Genomic DNA, 22268 nt, shown 5'->3' on the forward strand with positions numbered 1-22268 from the left:
CCGCCCGGTCCCGGCGACCGCCGGCCTCGGCGAGGCGCTGGGCCGGACAGGCGCGCTCGGTGGTGTCGAAGGCAGCGTGTCCAAGCCGGACCGGCCGTACGCCGCGGGCCGTACGGCCTCCGGCCGGCCCGAACGGGGACGGCGCCACACCCTGGACGCCGCCGTCCCCGCCGTCACCGGCACCACCCCGGCCGCCCAGGCCCTCGTCCTCGGCCTGCCCGCGCCCGCGGCGGGGCCGTCGGGGTGAGCCTGCCGCTCTCTGCACGGGTGGTGCGCCGCGGTCGCCGGGCAGGGGGCGACGTGGAGCCGGATCAGCGTGCCCTCGGTGACGGGCAGTTCGCTGTCGCGGCCGATCCGCGCGGACCGCTGCTGTAAGCGGGGGAGGAGCCGGTCCCAGGCACGGGCCTCGGCCTTGCCGTGCGGGCCGTGCCGTTCACCGTGACCGCCGACGGCTCCGGCCACGAGGCGGGGCGGGGCGGGCTGAACTCCGTGCCGTACCGTACCGTACCGTACCGTGCCGTGCCGGGGCGGCCGGCCCGGGAGCGTAGATGCGCGGCGGCTTCGGCAGCCGCAGCGCGCGCTCCGAGCGCAGGCGCCCGACCAGCTCGCCGGGCAGGTCGCGCAGGAGCCAGGCCGGCCGCATCACGTCATAGCCCGCGTCCAGCACGACCAGGATGTCCCGGTCGCCGCGCAGCCACTGACCGGACGCGGCCAGCCGCCCGACCACCGCCGGCGGCTGGCCGGCGGTGACGGCCGCCGCGTCGTCGGCGGGCCCCGGCCGAACCGCGTCCGGACCTGCGGCCCTGAGGTGCGGTCCGCGGTGAGCGTGACGACGGACGAGTACGGCCGGTCCGGCACCACGTGGTGCGATGAGCGGCCGTTGCGGCCGTGGACCAGGCAGAACAGCCGGTCCGGCGAGCAGGCCGCGTCCGAGCGCAGCCACGGGGACGCGTCGACGGCGAGCACGATCCGGGCGCCGAAGCGCGGCATCGGCAGGGAAGCCAGCAGGCCACGCAGGGTCTCGGTCTCCAGGCGGCCGTGGGCCAAGCGCCGTACGGCGGGCCCTGGCCACGCTGATGCCCGGCCAGCAGCGACAGTTCGGCCGGTGTCCGCCTCGGGCCGTCCGCGCACAGCAGCGCGTCGGTCAGCTCGGAGAACGCATCAGCCCGCGCGGACAGACACCCGTAGAAAGCCGTCCGGAAACGCGACAGTTCCGCGAGCGTCTCCCGTCCGCCGGCCCGCACCAGCCCACTCATCCCCACGGCCTCTATCACGCACGTCCGTACCCGGGGGCAGGCTTTCAGGACCACGAGGAGGACGGGCCCCCTGACCGGCACGGAGCCCCCGGCGCCGTACCACTGCCCCCGGCGACGCGGGTGATTGCCCAGGTGGCCGTGGGCTTGACGCGCCACCGGTTCAGTAGGTGTTTCTCTTCCTGAGCGCAGCAGGTCAGAGCCCATCTGGTGCCCGCGGGGCAGAAGTAGCCGTTCTGCGACCCCGTCACGGAGATACCGGACGGCGTTAGGCATGGGTGTGCGGCCATGCTGGAAAGTCCGATGATCACGGGTGTCCCCGCCGTGCCCCCGTGTTGCCGGCAGCTACCCGTGCAGCCGCCGGACGTGGGCTCCGGGAAGCAGCCCGTGCTCGTCACGTTGAACTCCGAACACACCTAGTCAGCACGGGCCGCGTCGATCTCGTTCCTCGTCAGGCCCTTCACGCCATACAGTTCCGCGTGACGCAGTTTCAAACCGATCTTGCGCGCTCCGGTCAGGTCCGCCCCGCGCAGATCCGCCCCGCGCAGATCCGCTCCGCGCAGATCCGCTCCGCTCAGGTCCGCTCCGTTCATGTACGCAGCGGTCAGGTCCGCTCCGAGGAGGTCCGCTCCGCGCAGGTCCGCGCCGGTCAGGTCCGCTCCGCGCAGGTTCATCGCTGTTTCGGCTGTTCCTTCGGAGACAAGGCCGGGGAGCTTGGCCCCGGTAAGAACCAGACGGAAGGCGCCGTCCCGGGTCACGTCGCGGCCGACGAGGACGGTAGAAGCAGCCTGGATGTCGGCCGGGAGCCCCCGGATGCTCTGGAGTCCCTTTGGCGCTTCGGTGGCATGGGTGCGGATGTAGGTGGCGAGGACGTTGGCGATGGTGGGCTGGTCGCGACGGGAGTCCTGCATGATCCGCTGCAAGGCGTAGATGCCGCCCAACCGCACATCCATCTTGTCCTCGCCGAGGTTTCCCACCGCCGCCGTGTAGCGGTCGGTGATCTGCCCTTCCTCGGCCGGCGCCCGGTCCTCCCGCGCCTGGGAGTTGGCCTGCTGTGCCTGCTCATGGGCTTGCCTGGTCTGCACATTCGAGTACCACAGACCCGCCACCGCCACGACAGCGGCTACCACGACGGTGAACAACTCGACCCGGCGCGCCCAGTCCATGCCCCCCGGACGCCCCCCAGGAGCAGGCTCGGGGGCAGGGGAGGTGTCCGGCGGCGGGGCGGAGCCTGCCCCCGGCCTGGTGGAGGTCCGGGCGGTGAGGCGGGTGGTACGGCGTAACCGTGGGCGGCGGGCAGGCGTGACAGACATACCTGTATCCGATCTCAGCTTCCCATGCCGCGCAGCGATTCGCTGAAGCCAAGACGGAAACGCCCCTCGGGACAGGAAGACGTCATCGGCTTCTTCGCCGAACCGTGTGCAGGAGCACGGGTAAGGGCCACTCCCGGTGAAGAGAGCGCCGTCCTGGCCGCCTTGGGAGACGTCGCCTTCCCGGCCTTACGGGCCGTCACCAGGTGCTTCCAGAGTCCAGGTGCTGATCACAGGGCTGCTTGCCGGAGCCCACGTCAGCCGGGTGCACTGTTAGCTGGTGGCACCGGGGCCAAGGGGGACGGCCCGCACCAGCCCACTCATCCCCACGGCCTCTATCACGCACGTCCGTACCCGGGGACAGGCTTTCAGGACCACGAGGAGGACGGACCCCCTGCCCGGCAGTGGCTCCGGAGAGTCACCGGACGGCCAGATCCGTGGTTGAGGAACAAGCACAGCAATCGGATCGGCGGCGGCTCCGAGCCACCGGTTCAGCTGAACGCGCGCCGGTAGGCCTGCGGGCTGAGGCCGGTGGTGCGTTTGAAGCGGTCACGGAAGGTGGTGGGTGAGCCGAAGCCGACCTGGTAGCCGATGCGCTCCACGGAGTGCTCCGTGGTTTCCAGCAGGTGCTGCGCCTGGCGGACGCGGGCCCGGTGGAGCCACTGGAGCGGGGTGGTGCCGGTCTGCTCGCGAAAGCGCCGGATCAGGGTTCGGGTGCTGGTCCCGGCCCGCTCGGCGATGTCGGCGAGGGTGAGGTCGCGGGCCAGGTTTTCCCGCAGCCAGGCGAGCAGCACCTCAAGCCCAAAGCCCTGCGGTGCGGGGGCGTGGTCGTGGACGATGAACTGCGCCTGTCCGCCCTCCCGTTCGAGAGGCATCACCGACAGGCGGGCGGCGTCGGCGGCGACGGCCGAGCCGTGGTCACGGCGGATCATGTGCAGGCACAGGTCCATACCCGCGGCAGCGCCGGCCGAGGTGAGGAACTGGCCGTTGTCGACGTAGAGGACGTCTGGGTCGACGTCGAGGTCCGGGTGGGCGGCGGCCAAAAGCCCGGCCGCACGCCAGTGGGTCGTGACGCGCAGTCCGTCGAGGAGCCCGGTGGCAGCCAGGGGGAAGGTGCCTGCGCAGATGGAGGCGATCCGCGTGCCGTCCGCAGCGGCCGACCGCAGTGCGTCGCGCACGGCGGGAGGCAGCGCCGCAGCGGGATCGCTGACACCCGGCACGATGATCGTGTCCGCGTCCTGGAGGCCCTCCAGACCCCAGGGGGCGCGCACAGTGAAGGCTCCGGCGTCGATCTCGTCGTGCTCGGCGCACACCCGGACCTGGTAGCCGGGCCGCCCGTCGGGCAGGCGGGTCCGGGAGAAGACCTCGATCGGGGTGGACAGATCGAACGGGATCACCTGATCCAGCGCGAGAACGGCAACGGTGTGCATGGCCGGAACGTACCTCCCCATCGGCTTGACGGATCCGGACCGGCGCCCGGGCAGCTCTCTGTCATTTCTCTGTCATTGCAGTTCTGGGCCTCCTGGAAGCTCTTGGCATTATCCCGTTGGAATCCGTCACTAGTGCCACTGGGCGATCACGGCGACAGCCGGTTGACTTCGGGGCGTCCGATGGAAAACGCCCCCGAAGGAACATCCATGCACATCCAGGTCGTCCTGTTCGATGGCTTCGACCCGCTCGATGCCATCGCCCCCTACGAGGTGCTGCACGCCGGCGGCTCGGCGTCCGACGGCGCGGTGACCGTCGAGCTGGTCTGCGCGGAGGGCCCCCGTGAGGTGACCAGCGGCACCGGAGGACTGACACTGCGCGCCACGGGCGTCCTCGACCTGGAGCGCGCGGACATGCTTGTGGTGCCCGGCGCCTCCGGCCGCGTAGGTGAACCCGGCGAGGCCCCGGAAGAAGAGGCGGGGGCCGGCGAGCGGAAGCAGGACGAATTCATCCCGGTGCTGCTGGGCCGCACGCTGACCACCGAGCTCCCCGCGCTCCTCAAGCAGGCCATGGACGCTCCGGACATCACGGTCGCCACCGTCTGCGGCGGCTCGCTCGTCCTGGCCCTGGCAGGCCTGCTGGAGGGACGCCACGCCACCACCCATCACCTGGGCCTCGACATGCTGGACGCCGCCGGCGCCCACGCGGTCCGCGCCCGCATCGTGGACGACGGCGATCTGATCACCGGCGCGGGCGTCACCTCCGGACTCGACCTGGGCCTGTATCTGCTGGAGCGCGAGATCGGCCCCCGCGTCGCGCACGCCGTCGAAGAGCTCTTGCGCCACGAGCGGCGCGGCACCGTCTGGCGCGCCCAGGGCCCGACGCCCACCCCCTTCTGAGCCCTCGGCCCTTGGCAGGCCAGCCGCTCACCGTCCCCCTTGCACAGTCAGGAAGAACACCAGCATGTCCGTCGAAGGCACCTGGAACCTGTCCGTCTCCACCCCCATCGGCAAGATCAAGGCCGTGGTCGAACTCCGCGAGCAGGACGGCACCCTGACCGGCGCCGCCCACGGAGCCGGCGAGAAAACACCACTCGGCGACCTCACCCTCGACGGCGACCGGCTCACCTGGAAGCAGGCCGTCACCCAGCCCATGCGGCTGAACCTGGCATTCGACGTGACGGTCGACGGCGACACCCTCCAGGGCACCTCCAAGGCCGGCCGCCTGCCGTCTTCGAAGGTCACCGGCGAGCGTCAGATTGCCCCGGAGCACCAGGCGTGACCAAGCTCCTGCTGTCCTTGCACGTCCTGGCCGCCATCGTCGCCGTCGGCCCGGTCACGGTCGCCGCGAGCATGTTTCCCGCGACGCTGCGCCGCGCCCACGGCGACTTCGGCGACGGCGACGCCCGCACGACCCTGCGGACACTGCACCGCATCTGCCGGCTCTACGCGCACATCGGCATCGCCGTGCCCCTGTTCGGCCTCGCCACGGCCGGCAGCCTCGGCGTCCTCGGCGACACCTGGCTGATCACCTCGATCCTGCTGACGGCGGCGGCCGCCGCCGTCCTGGCCCTGCTGATCCTGCCCGCGCAGGACCGCGCCCTGGCCCGGACAACGCGTTCCGCCCCGCCGTTGCCAGCGCCACCCCCTCGGCACCGGGCCGTCTCGCCCTGCTCACCGGCGTCTTCAACCTGCTGTGGGCCACCGTCACCGTACTGATGATCATCCGACCCGGCTCCACCACGGGGGTATGACCATGTCCCTCCGGCCTCCGCGCCACCTGCGCACCGCCGCTCACGCCGAGCTGATCTCCCTGACCGTGATGCTGGCCAACGTGTTCACCGTCCACCTCAAGCCCATTTCATCCTTGACGGGCCCCACCCATGGCTGCGCCTACCTGTTCGTCGTGATCGCGACCTGGCGCCTCAAGCAGGCCCCGGCCGCCGCCAAGGTCCTGGCCATCGTCCCGGGCGCCGGCGGGCTGCTCGCGCTGCGACAGCTCGACCGCGTCGATACGGCCCGCGCCCAGCCGGAAGAAGTGATGCCCTCATGAACCTTGTCTCACCGGTGATCGTCGGCATCCTCTACTGCCTGCTGATGTCCCTGATCAAAGAACCGCACCGGCGCCGCTTCAACGCGATCATGGTGGGCGGAGCCGGCGCCGCATACCTCAGCGGGGGCGGATTCGGCCCGTGGGAGCTCCCGTTCGTCGCGCTCATGGCCTACGTTGCCTACCGCGGCCTGGAGTCCTGGGCCTTCATCGGCATCGGATGGCTGCTCCACACCGCATGGGACATGGCCCACCACCTCAAGGGCAATCCGATCCTGCCGTTCTCCCACGACGTATCCCTGGCGTGCGCCATCTGCGATCCGGTCATCGCCCTGTGGTGCTTCCGCGGAGGACCTTCCCTGATCGCGCTCGTCCGCCGCTGGTCAGGGCGCTTCTGACGGCTCTTGACAGTGTCGCGCAGCCGGATGACGATCGCGGTGACGGTGCGGGTGCCGTTGAAGATGTAGTCGCGCTTGTCGTAGCGGCTGGCCGCTGCCCGCAACTGTCTCCACTTGCTGACGCAGCGCTCGGCCGCGCTGCGCCGCCGGTACCGCACCTTGCCGAAAGCAGACGGCCGGCCGCCGTCTTGGCCACGGCTGCGGCGGCTGGCCCGCTGGTCGTCCGGCTCGGCGATCGTCGCCTTGATGCCCCGGCGGCGCAGGCGGGCGCGGCTGTCGCGGCTGGAGTACGCCTTGTCGCCGCGCACCCGGTCCGGGCGACGGCGCGGCCGGCCGGGCCCGCGCCGGGCCATACACAGCGACTCCGGCACCGGCAGGAGCATGGGACTGCCGCTTCCACGTGTCGGTCCAGGCCTTGATGCCGTTCTCCAGCGCCCTCACGGAGTGTGGACGCCGCGGCGGATGAGTTTGTCGGTGAGCAGGCCGAACCACCGCTCGACCTGGTCGATCCAGGACGAGCCGGTGGGCGAGAACCCGCGGCCCTTCACCTGGACCCAGACTGCCGACCAGATCCTTCACTCTCTCGCCGGCCACCTCACCAAGATCACCCCACCCGCCACCGGAAACCAGGGACAGACTTCAGCCCGCGATTTCCGGCGCACCACACTAGTCTGCCCGTGACGCGTACTGGAATCGGCGCTATGTCTCGTCTGGTGAGTTCCTCAGTGGTAGAAGCGGCTTACCGCACACTTGTGGATCGTTTGGGGCCAGGCGGCGAGCGCCGGGTGTGGGACGTCGCCTCGCTCAGGTTCTGCCACAGATGTGTGCCGCTCCAGCGGGTGAACCAGCGGTGGGCCGTCGGCACGCTGATGCCGAACGAGGAAGGCAAATGCTGCCACGCGCAGCCACTGGTGACCACGTAGACGACCGCGACCATGACCTGGCGCGCGTCAGCCGCGGCCCTGCCGCCGCCCTGGGGCCGCGGCGGCAGGGCCGGCAGGAGCGGCTCTGCCGCCGCCCACATCTCATCGGGGACCAGGCGCCGGGCGAGTGCTTCCATTTCCGTGATCGTACGCACCCGCGCTGGGCCACCGTGCTGGTCCACCAGATGAGATGTGCGCACAAGAGCCGCGCGGGCCTGTCGTCGGCCGCCCACCGACGAGTTCGCTCCCCACCACGAAGGGGGGTCCATGACCGTTCTCGTAACTGGCGCGACCGGAACCGTCGGCCGCGTCCTGGTCGACCGGCTGCTCGGGGCCGGACAGCGAGTGCGGGCCCTGACCAGGAACCCAGGAGATGCTCAGCTTCCTGATGCCGTTGAGGCGGTGGCAGGCAACCTCACCGAACTCGCAGGAGCCGCGGCGGCACGCGACGAAGTGGATGGCGTCTATTACCTGTCGGGAGTACTCGACCCGGACCGTGCGGTACAACAGGCCCGTGCCTTCGTGGAGCTGGCCGCGGGCGCGGGGGCCCGGCGCATCGTCGACCTCTTTGGCCTCGCGGTCACCGTGCGGCGGCCGGGCAGCTACGAAATGCTGCGCGACGCCGAGGAGGTCATCGAAGCCTCAGCTCTGGAGCGGACGCACATCCGGCCGGGCGAGTTCGCCAGTAACAAGCTGGATCTGCGGGGCGCGGCGATCCGCGCGGAGAGCGTGGTGCGCAGCGCCTTCCCCGACGCGCTCGGTGTCCCCGTCCACGAGGCGGACATCGCCGAAGTGGCTGCTGCCGCGCCCCTTTCGGACGGCCACGCCGGGCACGCGTACTGGCTGAGTGGGCCACAGCAGCTCACGCACCGGGAGCAAGCCGCGGCGATCGCGCAGGGGCTGGGCAGGCCGCTGAGTTTCGAGCCGTTGACGTACGGCCAGGCCCGCGCCGCATACATCACGGCCGGGATACCGTGGGACATCGCTGAATACCTGCTGGGCTACCAGGCCGAGTACGCGGAAGAGCCGCCCGAGGTTCTGCCCGACGCCGAGCGGGTCCTGGGCAGGCCGGGCCGCACGCTGGCGCAGTGGGCCGCAGATCACACGTCCGACCTTCCGGATGATTCTGAGCGACGGGCGAAGGGCTCGGCCGGCACTGTCACGGGCTGACCCGACGCGTTCTGCTCGTTTCCGGCGTCGCCGGTTGCCGCGCTGACTGCGATGTGCTGGTTTGGTGTCGGTGGGTGGGTGTCAGTGACGGCATGCCAGAACTTGGTGTTTTCGCTGGTGGGATGCTGAGCAAGGGCGGGGTCGCTGCCGTGGGGCGGTGTATGCGGGGGCGCGGCTGTCATGGGGCGGTACACCCCGCTCCGCTCCGCTGTCTTGAGAACGGCACTTCTGAACCTTTCGAGGGCTGCGCGGCGGCACGGTGGTCCGTGTCGGTTTTGCGCGGGCGGAAGGGGCCGGGGTGGGGGAGCCGGGCGTGTGGGGTGAGGTCACGGCGGGGCTTCGGGTGTCCAGGCCGGTGCTGGTGGCGCGGCTGCTGGAGCTGGAGGCGGCTGGGACGTTGACGACGGCGCATGTGTGTGCGGGCGCGCAGGTCGGCGGGGTGAATGTGCGCACGGTGTGGCGCTGGCTGGATGCGGCGCGGACGGAGGGCCGCGTGGAGCGCAGGCCGCGGGTCCGGCTGGAGTTGTCTGACCAGATGTGGGAGGTGCTGGCTCAGGCGGGCGGGAATGTTGCGGCGCTGCACCGGCATCTGAAGGCGGCCGGGGGCGAGGTGCCTTCCCTGGCGTCGTTGCACCGGGCGGTGCGCCGGGACCTTCGGTCCGGCAGGGTCCTGCCGGACCGCGCGGTGGCGCGGCGGGAGCGCGAAGAACAGCAAACGCGGCAGGCACTGGCTGACCTGGCCCTGGCCGGATCGAGTGAGAAAGGTGCGGCGAAAGTGGCTGCGCGCCGGTTGCCGCGTCTTGTACCAGAGGCGACCGGGAGCTTGCCGGTGGGGGAGAACGGTGCGCTGGAGGGTGTGGCGTTGCCGGCGGGTGCGCAGCTGGTGCGGACGTCGTCGGTGCGGGCGGTGACCGAGGCGGTCGGGCAGGCGATGGCGACGGCGGGCGCGGTGTGTGTTCGGTGACCCGGGCCGGGGCAAGACCGTCGCCGTGCGGATGGCGCTTCGCGAAGTGCCCCCGGGCTGGGAGGTGACGTGGGTGCCAGTACCGGTACGTCCGTCGGTGGCCGGCATGAGACGTGCGGTGTTCGAAGCGCTGGCACTGGCGGGCCGCTTCCCGCACACGTCGGCGCTGGGCGACGCCGCAGTCACGGGGGCCTTGAGTGAGGCGCGGGTGCTGTTGGTCGATGAGGCACAGCGCCTGCCCGTGCCGTGTTTGGAGTACCTGCAGAGCCTGTGGGACCACCCCGGCACCCGGATCACGCTGGTGCTGTACGGGGCGGGCAGCGAGCGGCGCTGTCCCGGCTGCCGCAGCTGGCCTCGCGTATCGGCGCTTGGCAGGAGGTTCCACGAGCGGAAGCGGCGACCGTGGTGACCGGCTTCCATCCGCTGTGGCGCACCGTACCGGCCCCGGACCTGATGTGGATCGACCGGTCGTGCGCGCACGGCACGTTCCGCACGTGGGCCGCTTTGACTGTGCACCTGCAGAACGCGCTGCTCACCACCGCTGATGCATCCGTCGACCGGGCCTTGCTGAGGCGGCTGTTCAAGCGGGTCGTGCCGCCACTGTGAACGGAGCGCTCCTGCAAGAGACGCAAGGGCGATCGCATGCTCCCGGCCACCGGCAAGCACGCGACGTCGCACCCGCGTGAGGGGAGCTGACATGAAGGACGGCGACGCCATCCGCCCAGACGGCGGACTGCCTGCGGCGTCGAGGACGGCGCTGCGCGGTCCGGCCGTGCGGCGGCTGCTTGCGCTGCGGGCAGGGAAGAAGCTGACAGCAGTCCATGTACGGGTGGCCGCGGACGCGCTGGGAGTCGCGGAGCGCACGGTGTGGCGCTGGCTGGCCACCGCTCAGAGCGATGAGACCGCGGCCGCCAACCCCGGTGCACGCTCCCAGATCGATGCGAGGTTCACGGTCACGCCCGAGGTCCGTGGACTGTTGGCGCTGTGGAAGGGGAACGTGCGGGCGGTCCACCGCGAACTGGTCCTGCGTGCTGCCAGGCAGTCTCCGCCTGCCAACGCACCGTCGCTGACGACGCTGCACCGGGCGATCCGCCGTGATCTGACGCCGGGGGAGCGGGCCGGGCTCGCCGGTGGCGAGCGGGCGGCGCGCAAGCACGATGTGTTCCTGGCCAGGCCGCGGGGCTGGCGCAACCAGGTGTGGGAGACCGACCACATGCAGGCCCCGGTGCTGGTCGTTGTCGACGGCAAGGCCCGCAGGCCGTGGATCACCTGGTTCACCGACTGCGCCACCAACGCGATCACCGGCATCGCGGTGACGCCGGGGGATCCGTCGCGAGAGTCGGTGCTGGCCGCGCTGCGCTCCGCGGTCCTGCGTGAGGAACCCTACGGCCCGTTCGGCGGCGTGCCTGAGAAGGCGCGGGTGGGCCGCGGCAAGGACTTCCTGTCCCGGACGGTGACCGCCGCGTTCGACCTCCTGGACGTCACCGTGGAGGACCTGCCCGCCTACACCCCTCACCTCAAGGGCACCGTGGAGGGCCTGAACCGGGCGGTGGAGAGCATGTTCCTGGCCGCGCTGCCCGGCTACGCCCGCCAGCCGCGCCCCGGCAAACGGGCTGCCCGGCCGAAGAACGAAGTGCTGCTGGGATTCGAGGACTTCACCACCCAGCTTCTGGCCTGGACGCTCTGGTGGAACACCGAGCACCGCCCGGCGCCGTTGCGGGGCAGGACTCCGCTTCAGGCGTGGCAGGACGATCCCACCCCGCTGCGGGACGTGCCGGCCGCGGATCTGTGGACGTTCACCCTGGAGGACGCCGGCGTCCGCACGCTGACCACCCGCGGCATCCGCTTCAGGAAACGCGACTACGTGGGGCCGTGGATGACCGGCCAGGCCGGGATCCGGGTCCGTATCCGCTTCATGCCCCACCACGACCACCGCATCGAGGTCTACCACGCCGCCACCGGCCGCTACCTGGGCCCCGCGGACCTGGCCGACCAGGCCACCGACGAACAGATCAGCGCCGTACGAAGGGCGCGGTCCGCTCGCGCACGCCGCCTGAAGAAGGACCTGGAGGCTTCCCAGCGCGAGCGCTACGCCGCCGTGAACCAGCCCGAGGCACCTCAGCGGCTCGGCGCGCTGACCGGCGCGCAGGCCGAGGCTGAACTCGCCCAGAGTGCCGACTCCGACCTCGCGCAGCTCGCGATGCCGGACCTCATCCCGCACGCCGCGCCCCCGGCCGACTGGCGCACCCCGGCTTCCCTGGCCGCGCTGACCACACCAGACCCGCCCGTCCGGCCGTGACGGCGCTTTCGCCCCGGACGGCCCGGGCGGGCGGGGCGCACCTTCCACCATCGACGAAGACGGAGACTCCTCGTGACCGCGGCCACCTACCAGTACGTCGACCTGCCCGACGCCTCCGTGGTCACCACCCGCGCCCTGCTCACCGCCCGCGAGAACATCACTGACACCGTCGCCGCCCGCGCGATGATGTGCACCCACGGCGGCGCCGGCTTCGGCAAGACCCTCGCTGTCAACACCTGCCTGCGCGAACTCGAACCCGGCGAGGACGTCCGCAAGATCACCTTCCGGGCCCGGCCCACCGCCCGAGCGGTGCGCTACGAACTGTTCACCGCGCTCGACCTGGCCGGCGAGCCACCGCGCCACCCCAGCGAATTCGACCGCCTGCTGAAGACCGCCCTGGCCGAACGCCCCCGCACCTTCCTCGTCGACGAGGCCCAGTGGCTCAACGGCGAGGCATTCGAATACTTCCGCTACCTGTGGGACGAACCCTCCACCCAGCTCGCGATCATCTTCGTCGGCGGCGAGGGCTGCCACACCGTGCTGCGCCGCGAACCGATGCTCTCCTCCCGCATCTTCATCTGGCAGCACTTCACCCGCCTCACCCCCAGCGAGGTCCTCGACGTCATCCCGCTGTTCCACCCGATCTGGGCCGACGCCGACCCGGACGACATCACCTTCGCCGACAGCCACGCCGCACACGGCAACTTCCGCGCCCGGGCCCAGCTGACCGCCCACATTCGCACTGCCCTGGCCCGCACCGGCCGCCCCCGCGTCGACCGGGAACTGCTGCGCTGGGCCTTCAGCCGCTTCGCATGACGGGCGCACCTTTCGTCATATCCCCGTCACCCGTCACGCTCGTGGGTCGCAACGAGAGCGCGCCCCACATTTGCCCAGCCCTGGCCGGGCACCCGCATCTGTGCCACAGCGCCTGCCGCTCACACAGCACCTGTGCAGGACGAGGCAGCTCACGAGGTGCAGAGGACAGGCCGTGAGCACGATCAACATGCTGGGGGAGACGGAAGTCGAGGTGCTGCTGTGCAGTGTCCGGGGTCACCGGCCGCTGTCCCGGGATGCATTGCGGACACCGGGGCGGCCTCCGGTCACGGTGGTGGTGGACCGCACCGACGATGTGCGTTTCACTCGGACGGCGTTGTGCTCCCATGATCCCGCGGTGGGGCGCGTTGTGGTCCATCCGACCGTGCCCGGCGGGAAGCGCCTGGTGCGGCACGACCTTCTCGCGGCCCTGGAGTCCGTTCCGCCCGGGCGCTGGCCTGCTCGCCGGACGGCGGCAGCAGCGCTGTCCGATGCCGCGTATCACGCGGCGCGGGAATGGCCCGGCGGTCAGCTGACCGTCCTGCGGGCCCACCTGATGACCGGCGGCTGGGAGGCGCTGATCCATGCACCGTACGCCCCGGGTGGACGTGGTGCTCGTGCACCACGCCGAGCTGTCCGCAGACCTTGAACACTTGCTGCAGCACTGCGACCACCGCGTCCTCGACACCCTCGAGGCGATGCAGGCCCTGCACCCGCCCGCGGCAGGCAGACCGCTGCCGCCCCAGACGCGCGGTGCACGGGACGGACGAGGCTGACGCCGGATCCCGGACCAACTTTAAGCATCGATAAAAAGCGCTGAACTGCGCTACGATAGCTTTGTTCGCTTTTTAAATCCCAGTTAGGGGGCGACATGCTCGCCGTGGACGTCCGACAGTCACTGCGCGCCGGCCAGAGCGTCGAGCAGGGCGCTTCCCGCTGGTGGCGCTACGCACACCAGACCGTCGCCCAGCACGGCGATTTCCTGCTGGCCTTCGTCGACGGCGGGGTCTGCGTCGGCGCCTTCGAAATCCGCGGCCACACCGCGGATGAGACGCACGGCGGCAAATACACCTTCGACCTCGCCCCGGCCGCCCGCTTCCAATGGGCCCTGGGCCAGCGCCTGCCGCTGCCACCGGGACGCAACCCGGCCCGTATCCTCACCGGCCAGCACCTGCGCGCCTTCCTCGACGCCGCCCCGCACCCCCTCTCCCCGACGGACCAGGCCTGACGAGCCGAAAGGGAAATCCGACGCCATGCCGCCCCAGCCCGACCCCATCGACGCCCTCCTGCAGTCCGGACCGCGCCGCACCGAACTGCCCGAACCCGCCGAACGGGAACGTCTGCGCACCGCCTACGGGCTGACGCGCACCGAGGTCGCCCAAGCCCTCTCGGTCGCCCGCTCGACGGTGGCCGGATGGGAGAGCGGCCGCAGCGAACCCCAGGGAACCACCCGCGCCGCCTACGCCAAGCTCCTGGACGGCATGGCCACCCAACTGGCTGACACCGCTGAGCCCGCCGCCATCTCGGCGGCCGCCCCTCACCCCCAGCCCGCGTCTCCGCACGCCGCCGCCCCCGCCACGCAGGCGCCGGTGTTCGCCGAGGCGCACAGCGCCTTCGGCCCCGACGGCCTGGTGGTGCAGGGCGAGATGGCGCCGTGTCTGCGCTGCGGCGCCCCCACCCCCTACAAGGCGACCGACGGCCGTTCCCTGCACCCGGGCGGCTTCTGCCCGACCCCCGCCGCCGCCCCGGCGTCACCGGTCGCCGCACCGACTGCCGCCGCTCCGACGCCGACCACCTCCGCGGCCTCCGAGCCTGCACCGGCCCCGGAACCGGCGGAGGGGACGAGTCCGGCCGCGCTGGCGGCGCAGAACGCGCAGCGTCACCAGTCCCAGCGCCGCGCCCGCTCCGCCGCCCGCGCCCAGGCGGACACCGAGCAGCTCATCGTCCGCGCGGTGCGCACCGAACTCGACAAGACCGAAGGCGATGCCGACGCCGCGACCGCCGCGCTGATCAAGCGCGCCATCCCCGACGTGATGGCCCTGTTCGACGAAACCCGCGCCAACGCCCGCTACGACTACACCGCCTACCCGGCGCTGCCGGAGGTCCTGCACAAGCCGAAGAAGGGCGACCCGGACCTGATCTGGGAGGCCCGCCCGAACTGGCGTCACCCCGACTTTCGCCGCCACCCCGACGGCACCCTCCACGTCACCGCCCTGGACGTGAACGCCGCCTACCTCTCGGCGATGAAGACGTGGCTGCCGATCGGCAAGCTGGAGCACTCCACCGACGGCCTCCACGACCGCAAACGCGCCGGCGTCCACCTGATCACCCCACCCGCCTGGAACCACCGCGACCTGCCCAACCCCCTCGGCGACCGCGACGAACCGGGCCCGCTGTGGGTCACCGAATCCACCCTGCGCCTGCTGCTGCGCCTGGCCGGGCCCAAGTACGGCCTTCTGGACGCCCCGCCGGTCATCCACGAATCCTGGACCTCCGGCGCCACGGAGAACTTCCTGGACGCCCTGCGCGTCCTGCTCGCCGGCGCCCGGACCAAGGCCATCGAGACCGGCGACGACGTCACCGAGGCGTATGTGAAGGCGATGTACGCCAAGTTCGTCTCCACCCTGGGCGAGTCACGTTCGACCCTGGACGATAAACGACAAGCTGAGTCGTTGACGTAGCGTCAGCGCTCGACGATGTGCTGGCTGAAGACTGGGTCGTCGAGGTCGGCGTGTTCCATGGCGTTCCGCAGGTCACCCCGGCTAGGCAGGGTTGTCATCACCGGACGCGGCTGCCCGATCCCGCCCGGTGGCCCAGCAGGAGCCGCTGCCGAAGAGCTTCACCGGCCTGCTGGCCCGGCCGTGCGCCCTACGCGTAGAGCGCTCGGGGTAGGTCGTGTGGTCGGAAGGACACCGGTCACGATCAGCCGGGGGATCTCCGTGGCGCTCCGGGCATGCCGGATGATCCATATGCTGTCTTCGATGTCGCGGTATCCGGCTGAGTGGTCGCTGGCATCGCCGACGAGGAGCAGGGCGAAGGGCGGGCCGGTGGCGGTGTAATTGGCGGCCTGAGCGAGGTAGTCCCGCTCAACCACGTCCTGGGTCTTCCACCGCGTGGTGCGCCACTTGATCTCGGCGACGAAGCGGCTAGCGGGGTCGGGCGTGTAGATGACGTCTGCCCGTCCGCCAGCGACGTCCCACTTCTCCCGCGTCACGGTGCCAGGGGGAAACAGGGGGCTGATGTGTTGATGGAAGTCGTCTTGGAGGTGCTTCTCGTTCCAAGCCTCAGCGGTGCCGTCGGTGTTCTTGCGTGCCGGCCCGAGGTAGGCGGTGCGCTCACCGTAGAGGTTGGCCTGGGCATCGAACCGGTCGTAGAGGAAGCGCAGGAAGTGCTCCAGCAGGGGGTGAAGTAGTGGCTATCGGCTGGCTTCCAAGCTGGGCTGGTTGTCAGGATGTCGAGCAGGTTTTCCAAGTGGGTGTCCACGCGGGCGTTGCCGGTGGGGGTGTAGCCCTTGGTGAGTAGGTGGGCGAGTTGCTCGAGCCGGTCGAGCTGGTGAGGGTCGACGTCCTCGCGTAGGCCGGTGGCGTCAGAACGGAAGAGGGCGGCAAGTGCGGGTCGGCCTTCCAACGCTTTTCCCGGCACCGCCTCCGGTCGTGGCGGCTCACCAGCCGACTGCTTGCGTCGCTGGCGCACAGCGTCATACAGGGTCTGGGCGTCCGGGTGGTCGGTGAACTGAGGGTCGTGGGTGAGAGCCAGCTCCAGCTGGTGCAGCAGGCCTTGGCTGCGCACGAACGGCGCCTCTACTGCCGGGCTGATCAGCGCCGTAAGCCCCAGGGAGCCATGGGTGGCGGACTGGATGCTGCGGCTGGTCAGGTAGACCTGCAGGAGGTCGTGCAGGGCGTCGGCGGGGTTGTACCAGCTGGGCTGGTCCAGGTGTGCCTGTGCGGTGTTGAGTGTGGTGACGAGCTTCGACCAAGCGCTTTGGGTCAGGCTGCGGGCGCTGAGCCAGTCGAGCTGGTGCATGCGGCCGGTCCAGGCAGTGAGGTGTGCGGCTGTGGCGTCCAACTGGCAGGCGGCGTCGGCGAGCCGTTGCCGGGCGCTGTTGTCGCCCGTCGGGTCGTTTTCGAGGTCGGCGAAGGCGAGGACGGCCTGGATGGCGGCGGCGTGGGCGCGGGCGTCGAGGCGTCTCTCGTGGGTGCGGTCGAGCTCGGTGAACCGCATCAGGGCTCGCCGCAGCTGTTCCTCGGCGGTGGCGCGGTCGGCGGCCTCCAGCGCGGTTCGCTCGTCGGCCAGGGCAAGTTCGAAGCTCGCGTCGGCTCGGGTCGCCGCAGTCAGGTCGGGCTGGTTCTCCAGAATTCCGAGGACGTCGAGGAGGGGGCCGGTGTCGGCGAAGTGGTCGCGGGTGATGCCGATCAGGATCGGCAGACGTTCCAGGGCGTCGGCAGGCTCCCTGCCGGTGATCTCGGTGAGGAGGGCGAGCAGACGGTGTGGGGAACCTCCCGCTACCGCCAGGCGCAGCAGGCCAGTGATCGCCGGCTGGGCGAGGGCGGCGTCACAGTCGCCGGTCAGCGCGCCCTCTGCGAGCGTGGCCAGATCTCGTACGATCCGGTTGCCCAGGCGGGCGGCCAGTCCCGGCTTGGTGCACACGACGTCGAGCGCGTCGGCGAGGACCCACGCCGAGTGAGGATGGCGCAGGCCGCGAGCTGCAGCCGCGAGCAGCGGAGCAGCCTGCTCGGCCGGGATGGTGTCAAGGCCGTGGGCCAGCGCGGTGAGAAGGTACGGCAGCTGAGGGCCGGCAGCCAGCGAGTCCGCCTCAGCCGCGACCGTGTCTGCACCGCCGAGGTCCTCTAGCCGGGGTCCGGCGTCCAGTTCTTCATCGCTCGCCCGGCTGGCCCATTCCTGGAGGGCCTGGTCCACGCTCGGAGACACTGTCCTCTCCTTTCTGCTGGGCTGTGCCGGAAGCGAGCAGCTTAGAACAGGTGTTCACTGTTGCGAGTGATGAGGTGGTCGGCAGGCAGATCGCTGACAAGCTCGGGCTGGGCGGTGGTCAGCACGACCTGGAGGTCCGGTAGGTCCTTGGTGATGGCCTGCAGCTCCGCGATCAGGGTCCGGGCCGGTACTTCGGTGACCTCCTCGGCGGCGACGGAGTCAATCAGCAGCAGACCGGGGTGCGCCGTCACGCCGCGGTCCGCCCCGACACGGAGCAGCGCGATGACCGTGGCGATCCGCATGCGCAGCCGGTCACCGCGGCTGAGGCGTTTGAATGAGGTCTTTACCCCGGCCTTGACGGCGTTGACCCGACCGGAGCGGTCGAGCCGCACGCTGTCGAGGTTCTGCACTCCGAACCGGGTCGCCAGCTCGACGATCTGGGTATTCATCGCCGGGAAGAGCCGCTTGGCGGCTGCATCGACGGCCTCTCGTACGGCCTCGGTCACGGCCTCCAGGATCTGGGCGGACACGGGAACGGGCGGCTCTTCCCGTCCGGAGCCGGTGGCGGCGAGACGTCCTTTCAAGCCGGCCGCCTGAAGTTCCAGCTGGCGAAGGCGCTCGTGGTTCTGCGACGTGGCCAGCGCTGTCTGCAGCGCGGCCGCGGCCGTCTGCTGCTCGGTGAGCGCGGCGTTCACTGCGGCCGCTGCGGCGTCGCGCTGCTGACTCGCCGCGTCCTCCGCCTCCCGCGCGCTCTCGAGCTGCTGCTCCAAGCCCTGCAGCAGCAGCTCGGCGGTTTCTTCGTCGACCTCGGGCAGCGGCCGGGTGCACACAGCGCAGGAGGCGTCCTCGCGCTCCTGTTGGCGGCGGTCACGATCGAGAGGCTCCTCGCATCGCGGACAGCACACGGGATCGAGCCGGCCGAGCACCCGCCGCGCCTGCCAGGTCTCACGGGCGTCCAGCAGCGCCTGGTCGGCGCGCACCCGCGCCGTGTTCGTCTCGGTCAGGCTCTGTTCGGCCTCATGGAGCACACTCTGCGTGTCCCGAAGGCTTGCTGCCGCCTGGTCGGCGACCTGGAGCAAGGGAGACACGTCCCGGCTCGCCACGTCCCGAAGTTCGGCGATCTGCTGGGAGAGCTGCTCCAGTTGCTCCTGCCACGCGGTGCGCTCGGCCCTGCGGGCGTCGGCGTCTCCTTCCGCACGGCGCTTTCCTTGAGCGAGGGTCTTGCGCTCGCGCTTGTCCGCGACCGACAGCTGAGTGAGCACGGTGCTGTAGGGGATGTCGACGAAGAGCTCCATGAGTCGGGCGGATAGGCCTACAGCGTTGACATCCCCGAGAAGGATCTCGTCGCCCCCCGGGTTGAGGTAACACGCTCCGAAGTACGAGGCCCACCCGTGGACCTGAGGGGCGCCTTCGCCGTCGGCGCCTCCGCCCGCCTGCCACAGGCTCGTGTGGCCCATCCTCAGCGAGTCGAGGAAGAAGGCGCCGATGCTGCGCTCCACCTCGTCGGCTCCGGAAGCCTGCTCCAGCAGGCGCAGGCCGTCCCCGCCGTCGTCGGCAGCCAGGAGCTGCTCCAGAGTGTCGGCGGTGAGGATCCGCCCGCTCAGCGCGGGATGGGCGTCGGGATCGACATCCAGGACGATCCGGATAGGGCGTCCGGCTACCGCGATGTCCATGCTCAGATGCCGCACCCAGGAGCGAACGTCCAAAGGCAGATCGCGAGGCTCTCCACGAAGCGGCCAAACCATGAACTCCAGCATGCTCGTCTTCCCCGCACTGTTGTCAGGGTGGACGACGGCCCACACGCCAGACGAGAAGTCCTGCTCCACGCGGAAAGGCTCGCCCGAGTGCTTCACCCCTTGGACCCGAAGGCGCAGCATCCGCAGTCGGCGGTCGGCCGCTGCCGGACTCTTCAGGGTGATGTTGGCCTCCGCGAGTGACCGCTCCACCTGCTCCGGAGTCACCCCCAGCTTCATGGCGACACTCTGCAGAATGTCGCTGGCCCGCGGCACCTCGGGGGTCGCCGCAGTGGTTGTCTCGGGTGACACGGTCACGAGGCCTCCTGGTCGACATCGGACACCGGCATCGAGGCGGCAGCCTCCAGGTGACGCAGCCGGGCGCGGGCTTGCTCGGTGATGGGAGAGATGTACTGCCTCCACGGAGTGTCGGCGTAGTCGCTCAACAGATACTGCCGGTTCTTGATCTGCGTACCGCCGAGCCCATCGACCAGCGCCACGACCAGGTGGGTGCGCTGGATGTACCACTCCAGCGCGGGGGCGTCATGCACTAGCGACCGGGTCACCTCACGGCCTCGTTCGAGGAGGAAGTAGACGTGCTCGACGACGCGCTTCTGACCGCTCCTGCCAAGGACTTGCGTCTTGCGGATCAGACCGCGCTCCACGAGTGGGGCAAGCGCGTCATCCAGTTCCTCGAAAGCGCCGAATTTATGGCGCAGCATGAGGAAGCGCCTCAGATCGGGCTCTTCGGAGCTCAGGATGTCCGAAGCGAGGGTGAGCAGCCCCCTCTCATCGGGAGCCGCCTCGTACTCGTTCATCAGCTCGAAGGCCAGGTAGTCCGGGTAGCGGACCCAAAAATCCAACTTCTGTAGGCGGACCTGTGTGCGGACCACGCCCACAGTTGCCGCTGGTACGTCATCGTCCTCGGCTGGCGGCTTGGCGGCCGCGTCGATCAGCAGCAGCAGCCGGATGGCATCCTGCCAGCGGCTTGCCCTGCGTACCGCCAAGGGTGCGACCATCGTGCTCCTCACACCAGTGTCCGCGCCATCACGAAGGGGCATCTTTACAGGCAGACGGGCCTGCACGCCAGACTCAGGAAGCGTTATACATGTGTCTTACAGAGCCCAGTCGATGCCCAGCTCCCGTAGGGCGGCGCGCTGCTCCGGGGTGAGCTTGTCCCGTCGGCTCTTGGTGTTGGAGAGCCACACGCCCAGCTTCACCGGGACCGGTTCCGCCTGGTCTTCGACCGTGATCTCCACGACGGCGCCACGCGGGACGGGCCGCTGCCCTTCCCGTTCCACCCACTGCGTCAGGGCCGTCAGGCCCCGCTGGAACGCCGCCTCAGCCTTGCCCCCTGCCTTCCTCGGCCCCTTGGCCGTGTCGGCCGGCGCCGGAGCAAGCTCTGTCGGGGCAGCGGCAGCCAGGGGGAGGGTGGCGCCCCGCACGCCCAGCTTGGTCAGCCGCTCGCGCTGTTCGGGCAGGAGCTGTGCCCAGGTGCCTGGCTCCTGCTGGCGCCACCTCCAAATGCCGATGTCGTCGCCGTCGTAGACGACGCCCGGCGCGATGTAGGGCAGGTGGCCGTCGGCGTCGACCAGGTCGGCGAGTACCCGGTAGTGCCGCTGCCAGCTCAGCGGCCAGGGGCAGTCCCAGTCCGGGTCGATCGCCGTCAGCTGCTCCGCGCGGTCAGCGGCCCGCTTCGGGTCTTTGCCGAGGCCGCCCTTCCGCCGGAGGTTGGCCATGTGCTGTCCTACGGGCACCATCGTTTCGCCCTCGCCCCACACCGCGTCCTGACGTGGAGCAAGGTGTCCGGTCGCCCGCCGGTAGGACCGCAGGGCGGCCAGCTTGGCCTCCCACGCCTCTTCGCCCGGCTCCCAGACCATCCCGGCCTCCGGCGCGTCCAGCAGCGTCTTACGCCGCTCCTCCAGCTCCCCGGCCCGCAGGGCCTTGCGCTGCTGGTGCACCCACCGCCCGAGGGGAAAATCCTTCGTGACCCCGACCTCGACCTCAACGTCGTAGGGCACGGCGTAGATGCCGGTGATCTGGTTCTCCTTCCGCCAGCGGATGAGGGCCTGGTAGCCCGTCAGCCACACGAGGGCCTCGGGCCGGTAGACCCGGGTCCGCAGGAAAGCGGCGATGGTCGCGGTGTCGCGCGGGCTGGAGAAGTGCAGCAGCGCGGACTCGGCAGCGGCGTCGGTGTCATCCTGCTCCTGGTCGTCGCCGTCGCTCTCGCCGCCGGCCCCGACGATCCGCCCGTCCTCGTCGCGCTGGAGGTGGACCTTGCGCTTGCCGCTGGTGAGGGCACGGGAGGCGAGCTGTTCGACCATGCGCTCGTCGTGGGAGCGCAGGCCCTGGAGGACCGCTACGAGCGGGCGGAAGCTGGCGCTGGCGACCATGTCCGTCGGGTCCTCGTCGGGCTCCAGGAAGACCGGCACGATGATCCTGGCGACCTTGGTGGAGCCGTCCTTGTTGAGCCGGAGCGCGCGGCCGATGTTCTGCACGATCTCCACCTGCGAGCCGCGGGTGTCGGCGAAGCAGACGGCCTCCACGCCGCGCTCGCCGGTGATGTCGACGCCTTCACCGAGTACGCGTACGGAGGCGAGGAAGGCGCGGTGGACCCGGCGGCCGGCCGCGTCGATGCCGTTGGCGAACTGGAGGATCTTCTCGCGCCGTTCGGCGACGGTGTGGTCGCCGCACAGCCACGCCGCCCACACGCGGTCCGGGGGTACGTGGCGGCCGGCCTCCAGCTCGTAGAAGGCCGCGTCGATGGAGGACGCGGGGAGCTTGTCGGCGGCGGCCAGGTCCTCATCGGTGGCGTCGTTGACGTACAGCTCGGCTGCGGTCTTCGGGAGCTTGTCCGCGAAGGCCTGGGCCTCTTCGACCTTCTGGTGGAAGGTCATGACGGTGCGGAGGTTGTGCGCGGCGGCGTGCTCCAGGAGCGCGGTCTGCAGCAGCGCCAGGCGCCGGCCCCGCCGGGCTTCCTCGGACTCCCCGAGGACGGG

The 22268-nt window shown here is 70.6% G+C and carries 23 protein-coding genes and 1 pseudogene; 15 read left to right on the top strand and 9 right to left on the bottom strand.

Going from position 1 to position 22268, the window contains the following annotated elements; all coding sequences use genetic code 11:
- The first annotated feature begins 76 nt into the window (after window positions 1-76).
- Window positions 77-247: a hypothetical protein gene (locus ACEXOX_RS43855; protein ID WP_406518350.1), complete on the top strand. Its 171-nt coding sequence runs from the start codon at window positions 77-79 to the stop codon at window positions 245-247.
- A 395-nt stretch (window positions 248-642) separates the two neighbouring features.
- On the opposite strand, the gene ACEXOX_RS43860 is transcribed toward ACEXOX_RS43855, so the two are convergent.
- From ACEXOX_RS43860 to ACEXOX_RS43870, 3 genes are all read right to left on the bottom strand, one after another.
- Window positions 643-1047 (bottom strand): transposase, encoded by a 405-nt coding sequence (locus ACEXOX_RS43860; RefSeq protein WP_406518349.1) that lies wholly within the window; start codon window positions 1045-1047, stop codon window positions 643-645.
- Between the two features lie 622 nt (window positions 1048-1669).
- On the bottom strand, window positions 1670-2419 hold the full coding sequence (locus tag ACEXOX_RS43865; RefSeq protein WP_406518348.1) for a pentapeptide repeat-containing protein: 750 nt from the start codon (window positions 2417-2419) through the stop codon (window positions 1670-1672).
- Between the two features lie 635 nt (window positions 2420-3054).
- The gene (locus tag ACEXOX_RS43870; RefSeq protein ID WP_406518347.1) at window positions 3055-3993 is read right to left on the bottom strand and encodes a GlxA family transcriptional regulator; all 939 of its coding nucleotides are present in this window, start codon (window positions 3991-3993) and stop codon (window positions 3055-3057) included.
- A gap of 207 nt (window positions 3994-4200) precedes the next feature.
- Here ACEXOX_RS43870 and ACEXOX_RS43875 point away from each other — a divergent pair, with 207 nt between their 5' ends.
- From ACEXOX_RS43875 to ACEXOX_RS43895, 5 genes and pseudogenes are all read left to right on the top strand, one after another.
- Entirely contained in the window at window positions 4201-4890 is a 690-nt protein-coding gene (locus ACEXOX_RS43875; RefSeq protein WP_406518346.1) for a DJ-1/PfpI family protein, read from the top strand.
- Window positions 4891-4954: 64 nt separating this feature from the next.
- Window positions 4955-5272, top strand: a complete 318-nt coding sequence (locus tag ACEXOX_RS43880) for a hypothetical protein (RefSeq protein WP_406518345.1) — start codon at window positions 4955-4957, stop codon at window positions 5270-5272.
- A pseudogene (locus tag ACEXOX_RS43885) lies at window positions 5269-5744 on the top strand (DUF2269 family protein). The gene ACEXOX_RS43880 and the pseudogene ACEXOX_RS43885 overlap by 4 nt, the downstream one beginning before the upstream one ends.
- Window positions 5741-6043 (top strand): DUF3817 domain-containing protein, encoded by a 303-nt coding sequence (locus tag ACEXOX_RS43890; protein ID WP_406518344.1) that lies wholly within the window; start codon window positions 5741-5743, stop codon window positions 6041-6043. Before ACEXOX_RS43885 ends, ACEXOX_RS43890 begins: the two are co-directional and overlap by 4 nt.
- Window positions 6040-6438, top strand: coding sequence for a DUF6010 family protein (locus tag ACEXOX_RS43895; RefSeq protein WP_406518343.1), 399 nt, complete (start codon window positions 6040-6042; stop codon window positions 6436-6438). The genes ACEXOX_RS43890 and ACEXOX_RS43895 overlap by 4 nt, the downstream gene beginning before the upstream one ends.
- Before the next feature lie 739 nt (window positions 6439-7177).
- On the opposite strand, the gene ACEXOX_RS43900 is transcribed toward ACEXOX_RS43895, so the two are convergent.
- Window positions 7178-7498: a transposase gene (locus ACEXOX_RS43900; protein WP_406518342.1), complete on the bottom strand. Its 321-nt coding sequence runs from the start codon at window positions 7496-7498 to the stop codon at window positions 7178-7180.
- Between the two features lie 130 nt (window positions 7499-7628).
- Here ACEXOX_RS43900 and ACEXOX_RS43905 point away from each other — a divergent pair, with 130 nt between their 5' ends.
- The 9 genes from ACEXOX_RS43905 to ACEXOX_RS43945 all read left to right on the top strand — a co-directional run bounded on the left by ACEXOX_RS43905 (window position 7629) and on the right by ACEXOX_RS43945 (window position 15288).
- Window positions 7629-8531, top strand: coding sequence for an SDR family oxidoreductase (locus ACEXOX_RS43905; RefSeq protein WP_406518341.1), 903 nt, complete (start codon window positions 7629-7631; stop codon window positions 8529-8531).
- A gap of 313 nt (window positions 8532-8844) precedes the next feature.
- Window positions 8845-9495, top strand: coding sequence for a hypothetical protein (locus ACEXOX_RS43910; RefSeq protein ID WP_406518340.1), 651 nt, complete (start codon window positions 8845-8847; stop codon window positions 9493-9495).
- Window positions 9496-9526: 31 nt separating this feature from the next.
- A complete protein-coding gene (locus ACEXOX_RS43915; RefSeq protein WP_406518339.1) occupies window positions 9527-9904 on the top strand; it encodes an ATP-binding protein in 378 nt (125 codons plus the stop codon).
- Window positions 9898-10101 (top strand): hypothetical protein, encoded by a 204-nt coding sequence (locus tag ACEXOX_RS43920; RefSeq protein ID WP_406518337.1) that lies wholly within the window; start codon window positions 9898-9900, stop codon window positions 10099-10101. The genes ACEXOX_RS43915 and ACEXOX_RS43920 overlap by 7 nt, the downstream gene beginning before the upstream one ends.
- Window positions 10102-10267: 166 nt before the next feature.
- Window positions 10268-11794, top strand: coding sequence for a Mu transposase C-terminal domain-containing protein (locus tag ACEXOX_RS43925; RefSeq protein WP_406526678.1), 1527 nt, complete (start codon window positions 10268-10270; stop codon window positions 11792-11794).
- A gap of 72 nt (window positions 11795-11866) precedes the next feature.
- A complete protein-coding gene (locus ACEXOX_RS43930; protein WP_406518336.1) occupies window positions 11867-12610 on the top strand; it encodes an AAA family ATPase in 744 nt (247 codons plus the stop codon).
- 581 nt (window positions 12611-13191) lie between these two features.
- Window positions 13192-13383 (top strand): hypothetical protein, encoded by a 192-nt coding sequence (locus ACEXOX_RS43935; protein WP_406518335.1) that lies wholly within the window; start codon window positions 13192-13194, stop codon window positions 13381-13383.
- Window positions 13384-13478: 95 nt separating this feature from the next.
- Window positions 13479-13835, top strand: a complete 357-nt coding sequence (locus ACEXOX_RS43940) for a hypothetical protein (protein ID WP_406518333.1) — start codon at window positions 13479-13481, stop codon at window positions 13833-13835.
- Window positions 13836-13860: 25 nt separating this feature from the next.
- Window positions 13861-15288, top strand: coding sequence for a helix-turn-helix transcriptional regulator (locus tag ACEXOX_RS43945; protein WP_406518332.1), 1428 nt, complete (start codon window positions 13861-13863; stop codon window positions 15286-15288).
- A gap of 158 nt (window positions 15289-15446) precedes the next feature.
- Here the strand turns inward: ACEXOX_RS43945 and ACEXOX_RS43950 are convergent, their stop codons facing one another.
- The 5 genes from ACEXOX_RS43950 to ACEXOX_RS43970 form a co-directional block, all read right to left on the bottom strand.
- A complete protein-coding gene (locus ACEXOX_RS43950) occupies window positions 15447-15821 on the bottom strand; it encodes a hypothetical protein (protein ID WP_406518330.1) in 375 nt (124 codons plus the stop codon).
- Complete coding sequence (locus ACEXOX_RS43955) at window positions 15818-17536, bottom strand: hypothetical protein (RefSeq protein ID WP_406518329.1); 1719 nt, start codon at window positions 17534-17536, stop codon at window positions 15818-15820. The genes ACEXOX_RS43950 and ACEXOX_RS43955 overlap by 4 nt, the downstream gene beginning before the upstream one ends.
- A 41-nt stretch (window positions 17537-17577) precedes the next feature.
- Window positions 17578-19587 carry a hypothetical protein gene (locus ACEXOX_RS43960; protein ID WP_406518328.1) on the bottom strand — a complete coding sequence of 670 codons (2010 nt, stop codon included), beginning with the start codon at window positions 19585-19587 and terminating at the stop codon, window positions 17578-17580.
- Entirely contained in the window at window positions 19584-20288 is a 705-nt protein-coding gene (locus tag ACEXOX_RS43965) for a hypothetical protein (protein WP_406518327.1), read from the bottom strand. The genes ACEXOX_RS43960 and ACEXOX_RS43965 overlap by 4 nt, the downstream gene beginning before the upstream one ends.
- Before the next feature lie 96 nt (window positions 20289-20384).
- On the bottom strand, window positions 20385-22268 hold a 1884-nt coding region (locus ACEXOX_RS43970; protein ID WP_406526171.1), incomplete at its 5' end, for a Helicase associated domain protein.

The sequence above is a fragment of the Streptomyces sp. Ac-502 genome (genome assembly GCF_045222935.1).
GTDB classification, from domain to species: Bacteria; Actinomycetota; Actinomycetes; order Streptomycetales; family Streptomycetaceae; genus Streptomyces; species Streptomyces monomycini.

Coding starts and splice junctions, on each gene's coding strand:
- ACEXOX_RS43945 (WP_406518332.1), top strand. CDS start 13,861: ATGCCGCCCCAGCCCGACCCCATCGACGCCCTCCTGCAGTCCGGACCG.
- ACEXOX_RS43870 (WP_406518347.1), bottom strand. CDS start 3,993: ATGCACACCGTTGCCGTTCTCGCGCTGGATCAGGTGATCCCGTTCGAT.
- ACEXOX_RS43865 (WP_406518348.1), bottom strand. CDS start 2,419: ATGGACTGGGCGCGCCGGGTCGAGTTGTTCACCGTCGTGGTAGCCGCT.
- ACEXOX_RS43905 (WP_406518341.1), top strand. CDS start 7,629: ATGACCGTTCTCGTAACTGGCGCGACCGGAACCGTCGGCCGCGTCCTG.
- ACEXOX_RS43880 (WP_406518345.1), top strand. CDS start 4,955: ATGTCCGTCGAAGGCACCTGGAACCTGTCCGTCTCCACCCCCATCGGC.
- ACEXOX_RS43875 (WP_406518346.1), top strand. CDS start 4,201: ATGCACATCCAGGTCGTCCTGTTCGATGGCTTCGACCCGCTCGATGCC.
- ACEXOX_RS43940 (WP_406518333.1), top strand. CDS start 13,479: ATGCTCGCCGTGGACGTCCGACAGTCACTGCGCGCCGGCCAGAGCGTC.
- ACEXOX_RS43915 (WP_406518339.1), top strand. CDS start 9,527: ATGGCGCTTCGCGAAGTGCCCCCGGGCTGGGAGGTGACGTGGGTGCCA.
- ACEXOX_RS43890 (WP_406518344.1), top strand. CDS start 5,741: ATGACCATGTCCCTCCGGCCTCCGCGCCACCTGCGCACCGCCGCTCAC.
- ACEXOX_RS43965 (WP_406518327.1), bottom strand. CDS start 20,288: ATGGTCGCACCCTTGGCGGTACGCAGGGCAAGCCGCTGGCAGGATGCC.
- ACEXOX_RS43900 (WP_406518342.1), bottom strand. CDS start 7,498: ATGGAAGCACTCGCCCGGCGCCTGGTCCCCGATGAGATGTGGGCGGCG.
- ACEXOX_RS43935 (WP_406518335.1), top strand. CDS start 13,192: ATGCACCGTACGCCCCGGGTGGACGTGGTGCTCGTGCACCACGCCGAG.
- ACEXOX_RS43895 (WP_406518343.1), top strand. CDS start 6,040: ATGAACCTTGTCTCACCGGTGATCGTCGGCATCCTCTACTGCCTGCTG.